The organism is Spirulina sp. CCY15215 (assembly GCF_016888125.1).
GTDB lineage: Bacteria > Cyanobacteriota > Cyanobacteriia > Cyanobacteriales > Spirulinaceae > CCY15215.
Genome location: NZ_JACSWA010000381.1, coordinates 1 through 7,863, shown reverse-complemented (window position 1 = coordinate 7,863; position 7,863 = coordinate 1). Strand labels below are relative to the sequence as shown.

Here is a 7,863-nt window from a genome sequence, read left to right as displayed (position 1 = left end):
AAGACGAACCGGGGCGACTTAAACAACCCGCGCCGCTAACTAGCGATTCGTCCTGTCGGACTGAATCGTAGGATGCGCGGCGCATTTTTCCTCAAAAGAATTGCAGATACGAAACAAGCTCGAATTGAAAACGCAAAATAGACGATCAAAGATCGGGATAACTGATGAAATACGCTAAATTAGCTAAACTGTGGGACTCATTACATTCTAGTTTCTGGTTTGTGCCAAGCCTGATGGTGGTGCTGGCGATCGCACTTTCGTTTATTACCATTTGGATTGACCACAAACAAGAAGCCAATATCGTCGAAAACATAGACTGGGCTTATTCTCTAGGGCCTAGTGGTTCACGGGCCATTCTTTCTGCGATCGCGGGTTCAATGGTGAGTGTTGCCACCACTGCCTTTTCGATTACGATCGTGGCACTTCAGCTTGCCTCTTCTCAGTTTGGACCGCGCTTGCTGCGAAACTTCATGCAAGACACGGGCAACCAAATTGTACTGGGAACTTTCATTTCCACTTTTGTGTATAGCTTGATGGTGCTGCGAACGATTAATGGGGTAGAAAAAGATGAGTTTGTCCCCCACCTGGCAGTGACCATCGGCATTGGCTTAGCGATCGCCAGTGTTGGTGTATTGATTTACTTTATTCATCATTCAGCCTCATCGATTCAGGTCGATCGGGTGATTAAACAGGTGGGAGACGATCTTGATGTTGCGATCGATCGGCTTTTTCCTGAAAAAATTGGACGAGGTACATCAAAGCATGGACAGGAGGAGAGTCTAGCCGCTATTCCTGCCGACTTCGAGGAATTTTCCTGTCCCATTAAGACGATCGCCAGTGGCTACATTCAAGGCATTGATGACAATCAACTGATGCGGATTGCGACAGAGAATAATCTGTTATTACGGGTTCAGCAGCGCCCTGGTCGTTTTGTGGTGCAAGGAAGTGAAATTGTACAGATATTTCCTGAAAAAAAGTTAAACAAAAAACTTATAGCCCAGATCAATGATGCTTTTGTTCTCGGTTCACAGCGCACAGAGCAGCAAGATGTGGAGTTTCCCATTGACCAACTGGTTGAGATTGCGGTACGCGCCCTTTCTCCAGGCATTAACGATCCGTTTACTGCTATTCGCTGCATCGATCAATTGAGCGCTGCCCTTTGTCATTTAGCCGAAAGAGAAATTCCTTCTCCCTATCGCTACGATGACCACAACCAGCTTCGGATCATCGCTAAACCAATCTCGTTTGCGGATGCGACGGATGCTGCTTTCAACCAGATTCGGCAGTATGGAAAGTCGAGTGTTGCGGTGACGATGCGGTTGTTAGAGGCGATCGCGGCGATCGCGCCTTTTACTCACCGAATACCAGACCGAACCACCCTACAGCGTCATGCAGATATGATTGAACGCGGTGGCCAGGAAGGAATTGCGGAGGAGTTAGACTACGAAAATGTGAAGGAGCGGTATCTGGCTGCAGTGAAGGCGATCGGTCAAGTTTAATCAATAGGCGATCGCTATTCCTGTGAGTCGTGATTTTTGGGCGATCGGACCCGCACTTGTATTTACCCTTGGGGGCACTTCTGATCAACGATGGAAGGGCCATGCTCATCATATTCCTGCTTAGTAATCCACCTTTGCTGAAATGTCTCAGAAGAAGCAAGCATTGAACCACCAATCCAGGTGTAGTATTTTCGCTCTTGGGGATGGGTAGCAATAACTTTGACTTTCATGCTGGAGGGAGAAAGAGACGTCACTTCTTGTTGCAGACGATCAACCATACCCGGAAATATAGTAGTGCCACCACTCAGGACAATGTTTTCATAGAGCTTCCTACGAATATCCAAATCACATTTAAAGATAGAGTGGTAGAGCTTTTCAGCAATTCCCTTCGACTCCATGCCAACGAATGCTGGCTGGAACAAGGCTTCGGGGCAACGGAAACGCTCATTGTTGAGGGTAATGATTTGACCATCAGGTAATTCGTATCTCTTTTCAAAGCCACCTCTCTGGGCTGCTTTTTGCATTTCCTGTTCAAAATCAAGAGCGACATAACATAATCTCTCCTTGATGTCTCGGACTACCTCTCGTTCCGCCGTAGTCGTAAAGCTATATCCCCTTTCAGCCAGCATTTTCATTAGATAATCCGTCAGATCCCGTCCTGCCAGATCTAGATAAAGGATGGCATGGCGCAAAGCGCGTCCTTCATAAATCGGAACCGCGTGGCTAACACCATCGCCACAATCGAGAACAATTCCTGTAGTACGACCACTGGCATGGAGTGCTAATACAGAAGTGTTTTCAATATACAGAGCCGGGACACGAAATGTCTCAAACATGATCTGAGCCATCTTCTCCCGATTGGCTTTCTGGTTCAGAGGTGACTCAGTTAGCAGAACAGCATATTCCTCTGGATCAACCCTGAGTTCGTTGTAGAAGGTATGGTGCCATACTTTCTGCATATCATCCCAGTTGGTCACGATGCCATATTCAACAGGAGACTTGATGGTGAGAATACCCGCCTTCTTGTGAGCTTCATCCCCAACATAAGAATCTTTTTGCCCCGTGCCGACTACATTGGGAAAAATAGCCCTGGGTACATCATCCCCAGCAAAACCAGCTTTTACCATTCCTGAGCCATTATCAATGACTAGTGATTTCGTACTGTAATCGTATGACATAATTGTATCCTGCAAAAACGGGGGTAAATTCAATAATAGACTACTGCTGCAACAGCGATGAAGTGGGGAGTAAAGTTTTCCTAAAAGCCTTTTAAAATAAGAATTTTTATGATCAGCTACCTATCAAAGCACGACGGTTAGACCACTATAGCCTAGCACATTTATTAAACGATGCTAAACTGAGCGGTGCTAGACTGAGCGATGCTATAATGCCTCCTTACTGGGAAAAAGTTGTTCGATCCTATTAACCATTTTTCAAGTAGCTAACCCTCTTTAATTATCCTGGGTTAAAACCTTGATTTTTCATTGACTGTATATAGAGTAAATTGGCTGAAATTTCCGAAAGTGATAAAAGAAGGCTAATTGTAGCGATCGCCATAACTCTTAAGGCAGATATTTCTATCAGGGTGATAAAGAACAATTGATATTTTGTCTTAACTTCGTAGTGGGTTGCTATAAAGGGAGGGACTGTAATTTTTGGGCGATCGCATTAACAATCTATCTTCTACTTCTAAAGGCGATCTCCATTAATGTGAGTCGTGATTTTTAGGCGATCGCATTATTTCTACGGGAAATTTTTGTAAAATCCTTCTCGACTCTCTATTTTGAGAATTTCGATAACTTCGCCATCCCAAAAAATTCCAATACGATAACTGTAGTCAAATTTAATGCGATAATATCCTGAGAAGCCTTTCAGTGCTTCAAGATCGGGGATTTCAGATAGTGATTGAGAAATTCCAATTGCTTCAATACATTTTCTGACTTTTGAGAGAATTTTTTGGTCGTTAATTCTATCTAAATCTTTTTTGAAACGTTTTGCAATTTGATATTTTATTGAGGCAAACTCTCCAAGAGAGATTGAGACTCTAATTCAGATAAAAATCCTTCTTTTCGAGAATTTTCACAAGCTAAATAAAGAATAAAGTCTTCTAATTCAGAGGAATTATTTTGAAATAAAAGTTGTAGAAAGCCTTGTCGGATTTCTGGTGGTAAGGTTTGAAAGAGGTTATAGAAACCTGTGCTAGTTAGCAAAGAATCTGTAATTTCTGCTTGACTCACAGCTATTTTTTCCTTTTTTACACAATCTTTCTCTAAATTATATCGCCATTCCTGTGAGTCGTGATTTTTGGGTGATCACAGTAATCATCAATCTACTAAAGGCGATCGCTATTCCTGTGAGTTATGAGTTTTGGGCGATCGCACTATGCTTATTTGTCTTTGCGATCGCCAATAATTTCTCCGAACTCATCAACGAAGCAAATCATTTTTGAGTGCTTAATCTCGGCGATAAACAGATAAATTTAACGGGCGTTTCGGTTTGGTATAACTATGTATTAGACGGAAAAATTCTGTGTACTACTTAACAAGTTGGTGAACAAGGAACTTGGAAATATATTGTGTGAGGTTGCAAAAAAGACGGCAACCCCACCTACGCTGCTACCGTCGTGTCAGCCACTCACGAGGTATAACGTCTAGTCCCATTTCGACATAATCATTATCCAATTTTACCCAGCCGCTCTGCACGTCTCTCGGTTCCGAGAAATAACATTCAAGGTTTCTGTATTTCTCGTCTATTAAAAACAGACCGTTGCGATCGGTGGTAACATTCAAACGATCCCCTGGTGGGTTCCAAATTTGTATTTTAATTTCCATGGGGTTGGGGATATTTACAGGATAGTGAGGATCTAGGCGCTCCGGGGGGTATCTCTCACCAGTATAAATCCCAGCATTGCTTGGAATTTTCAAGGCAACGGTAATCCCGGCCCCTAGGCTTCTAGGCTCAACCCCAGATAACAACGATACGGGAATGTTGAGTGTATCGCTTTCCCAGTTTTGCCATCCTCCCAGATGCAGATCTCTGGAGTTTTCGCCAGACTCAATGTATTTGGGTTCTAAAATAAACTGAATGTTTCGGTATTTCTCATCGATGGTGAATTGACCGTTTTCGTCGGTGATAACATTCAAATCATCCCCTGGTGGGTTCCAAATTTGTATTTGAATCGCCCGATAAGCGACAGGTTTTCCTTTCCTTCTATTGGTCAAGGTAACGGTAAGTCCCATATTTTCTCCTAAACAATAATTTTGACTAAACAACAACAAACTTATTATATGGGGATTAATGTACCTGAGACTGAAATCAATTCCATTATTTTACAGAAAAACGTTTTCATGGTGATTGGAACGTAACTATTCAGGTGCTGGGGTTGACAATATCAATTTTCTGTCTATTTGTCAATACAAAGCGATCGCTTAGAGGTAGTTTGGTATTTTTAGATACAATCTTTGCTTTTTTGCCATTGAAATGCACGAAATCGGTTTTAATGCAACCCCAAAACCCAGAAAAATCACTTAGTTGATTAAATTTAGTTGATTAAGCTGTTTTTACTCGTTGCCTTAGAGTAGGCGTGGGAGTTCCATCATGATTTAAGCAGTTCCCGCCTTATGGCTGCAAAACTAACTTCTTCATACTCAGTTAATTTAAAGTCTTTTTGTATTCCCGTGAAGGACATTTTTAGTTGATTTTCTGCACTATTTAAAGCAAACTTTCGTCTTATTGGAGCTAATGTCGGACACCAAGAAATGAGAATTATTTTTGAAGTTTTGCGAGGAGGATTTTCATCCGTTTCATATTCAAGATCACAAATAACAAACGCAACATCCGCCTTGGGAAGTTCGGATGCAATAGAATCAAAGTTATAGCTTCTATCACCTGAGCCTTGAAATTCAAGTGTAGAATTATCAGGATTCAATCCGAATAAAACATAAGAATAATATTTTTCAATCTTTACTTTATTGAATAATTCTATGTTTTCATCACTAATAGTTAAACCAGCCATTGACAATTCTCCATTTTAAGATTTTTTTATCTAGCTATTCTAAAATATATCATAAAATGTATTGTGATCGCTATTCGGTGTGAGTCGTGATTACCAAAAATCAGGCTTTGAGTCGGTTTTTAATGATTTTTGCAAGAGGTCTAATGACTCGTAATTTTTAGGCGATCATGATGTTTTGGATGTTGAGGGGGGCGATCGCTGGTTGTTGAGATGAAATTGGAGACGGCGATTATTGGGGAGGTGAAAGGGGAAGCGGCGATCGCTATTCCTGTAAGTCGTGATTTTTAGGCGATCGCTTTTTGTTGAGATGAAATTGGAGACGGCGATTATTGGGGAGGTGAAAGGGGAGCTGATATTTAGCACTTTCCCTAGTTGTAATAGTATTTATTAATTTTAAAGAAAGTTCAAAATGATTATCTCTAATCCTTTTATCCACTTGATTATATTCAGGTACTACTTTAGATAGAGAATCAAGATATTCTTTAATCCATATTTCTACATATTTTTCTAGCAGTCCATAGAGTGAAATAATAGAAGCTTTATATTCAAATATTCGTTTATCTGTTCTAAAACTTCTGTCGTGATCTTTTAGAGTATTCAGTAATTTACTAATTTGTAATTCACTGATTTTTTCATTATCACCTTCTGGAATAGAATAAGCAGTTACCTTGTTTACATATTCAATGTGTTTTAAATATTCTTTAATTTGATTTAATTCTCTTTTGAAGTTTTCCAATGATTGTATATTCATAATTTCTATCAATAATCAAATATAGTCTTGTAGGAAATTATGAAAATACTTCATGCGTGCTTCTACATCCTTTTTGTTATTGTATCTACCATCAAAAAGGGATTTATTATTTTCTTCTTCGATATATAGCAATTCTGTATTTGAATATAGATTACTTTTAATGTCAGCTTTATTTTTGAGTAGACTTTTCTTATGGGCAATATTATTTGCAAACACCTGCATTATTGGATCATAAATAGTTTTTAATGGTGTTCTTCTATCACGCTTTTCTTTTGGAGGTATGAAAGCTGAACTTCCTAATATAGAATAAATCAACTGAATAGTTTCTTGGAAAATATTTTCAAGATTTTTAATCGTTTCCTCAGAATAGTTATTTGCTTGTTTTAAATACTCATCTAAAAATTTATCCACTGGAGATTTTAAATTATCTATATGACGATAAGCAAAGAATCGCAAAACTAATTCTACATCTTCCATTTTGCGATAAGATTCACTTTCAAGTAATTTTTCTTCTCCTTCACTTTCTAAAGGTAAGTTCCACATTTTACGAATTACGAAAATATTCATTTTGAGAAAGTTTTATACATAATTGGTTAAATTTACCATTTTGTAAAGCATTTCTTGTTTCTTGTGCAGTTAGCTTCTCTCCTCCACTATTCAATCTTTCAAAAACTATCTGTTTGAGATATTCAGCTTCTTCTTTACTTTTGGCTGTTTCTTGCAATAAAATAATAGAAGACAAATATCGTCTATCTATACCTTTTTGAACTTGCTCAGGTAAATTTTGATAATTTCGCCCGTTAAGTTCCTGCCAATACTCTAACCCTTCTAGCTCAAATTTTCCTTTATAAAAATCATATATAGCTGTCAGTCTTTGTTGTCCATCCATTACTTCATAAATAGAATAGTCTATTTCATACAAAAAAATAGGTGGAATAGGTACATTCATTATGAATGATTCTATTAAACGAGATTTTCGAGTATTGTTCCATCTTTTACGACGTTGGTATTCAGGATTTCGGATATATTTTGCACTGTCAACCATAGCTTCTATACTATCAAGTGGATAACGAGCTTGTTCTGTTACAATTCTTATCTCTCCCTTTTTGTATTTTCCGTTAATTTCATCATCTGGCGGAAAGTTGTGAGTTATATCTGGTCTATTTTGAGAAATAAATGTTTCACCTGAAATTAAATGGCTATTTGTAATCATATTTATTCTTCTTTGTTAATTATGAGATCAATGAGTGCGCGACAACTAGCGGCTTGGGTTAAGTGCGATTATTATGGGTTGCTGCGTGCCGACTCAAGTTCGATCGCCGATCTTGTAGGAGAATTATAACTTTGTTTTTGGCTAATTCGTCGAGTTTCTGCGATCGCATTCTCTGATGAAGTGCGATCGCCTCAATTATCTATCTGCTAAAGGTTTTGTGGTATTGCGATCGCCGTTTTTTTTGATAAATAGAGACATGATTGACATACTCTCACCGCTAAACGCTTTAGCGTTCTAGCGGGAGATTCTTGAACTCGCATTCAAGATTTCCTGCTTCACAGATTTTTGACTAGGCAAAGCCCCCGTCAGATCATCTCCACAAGCA

Annotated in this window: 9 protein-coding genes; 2 read left to right on the top strand and 7 right to left on the bottom strand. The window is 39.1% G+C overall.

Annotated elements, in window-relative coordinates:
- The first annotated feature begins 164 nt into the window (after positions 1-164).
- The gene (locus tag JUI58_RS10845) at positions 165-1,499 is read left to right on the top strand and encodes a DUF2254 domain-containing protein (protein ID WP_204103802.1); all 1,335 of its coding nucleotides are present in this window, start codon (positions 165-167) and stop codon (positions 1,497-1,499) included.
- A gap of 62 nt (positions 1,500-1,561) precedes the next feature.
- Here JUI58_RS10845 and JUI58_RS10840 read toward each other — a convergent pair whose 3' ends face one another.
- Both JUI58_RS10840 and JUI58_RS10830 read right to left on the bottom strand, forming a co-directional pair.
- On the bottom strand, positions 1,562-2,677 hold the full coding sequence (locus JUI58_RS10840) for a hypothetical protein (protein ID WP_204103801.1): 1,116 nt from the start codon (positions 2,675-2,677) through the stop codon (positions 1,562-1,564).
- An 831-nt stretch (positions 2,678-3,508) separates the two neighbouring features.
- Positions 3,509-3,736 (bottom strand): hypothetical protein, encoded by a 228-nt coding sequence (locus JUI58_RS10830; protein WP_204103800.1) that lies wholly within the window; start codon positions 3,734-3,736, stop codon positions 3,509-3,511.
- A 71-nt stretch (positions 3,737-3,807) separates the two neighbouring features.
- On the opposite strand from JUI58_RS10830, the gene JUI58_RS10825 reads away from it, so the two are divergent.
- On the top strand, positions 3,808-3,948 hold the full coding sequence (locus tag JUI58_RS10825; protein ID WP_204103799.1) for a hypothetical protein: 141 nt from the start codon (positions 3,808-3,810) through the stop codon (positions 3,946-3,948).
- Positions 3,949-4,114: 166 nt separating this feature from the next.
- On the opposite strand, the gene JUI58_RS10820 is transcribed toward JUI58_RS10825, so the two are convergent.
- From JUI58_RS10820 to JUI58_RS10800, 5 genes are all read right to left on the bottom strand, one after another.
- On the bottom strand, positions 4,115-4,738 hold the full coding sequence (locus JUI58_RS10820; protein WP_204103798.1) for a hypothetical protein: 624 nt from the start codon (positions 4,736-4,738) through the stop codon (positions 4,115-4,117).
- A gap of 356 nt (positions 4,739-5,094) precedes the next feature.
- Entirely contained in the window at positions 5,095-5,514 is a 420-nt protein-coding gene (locus JUI58_RS10815; protein WP_204103797.1) for a hypothetical protein, read from the bottom strand.
- A 262-nt stretch (positions 5,515-5,776) separates the two neighbouring features.
- Positions 5,777-6,265, bottom strand: a complete 489-nt coding sequence (locus tag JUI58_RS10810; RefSeq protein WP_204103796.1) for a HEPN domain-containing protein — start codon at positions 6,263-6,265, stop codon at positions 5,777-5,779.
- 15 nt (positions 6,266-6,280) lie between these two features.
- Complete coding sequence (locus tag JUI58_RS10805) at positions 6,281-6,832, bottom strand: hypothetical protein (RefSeq protein WP_204103795.1); 552 nt, start codon at positions 6,830-6,832, stop codon at positions 6,281-6,283.
- Positions 6,810-7,478 (bottom strand): DUF262 domain-containing protein, encoded by a 669-nt coding sequence (locus JUI58_RS10800; protein ID WP_204103794.1) that lies wholly within the window; start codon positions 7,476-7,478, stop codon positions 6,810-6,812. Before JUI58_RS10800 ends, JUI58_RS10805 begins: the two co-directional genes overlap by 23 nt.
- Positions 7,479-7,863: the final 385 nt, after the last annotated feature.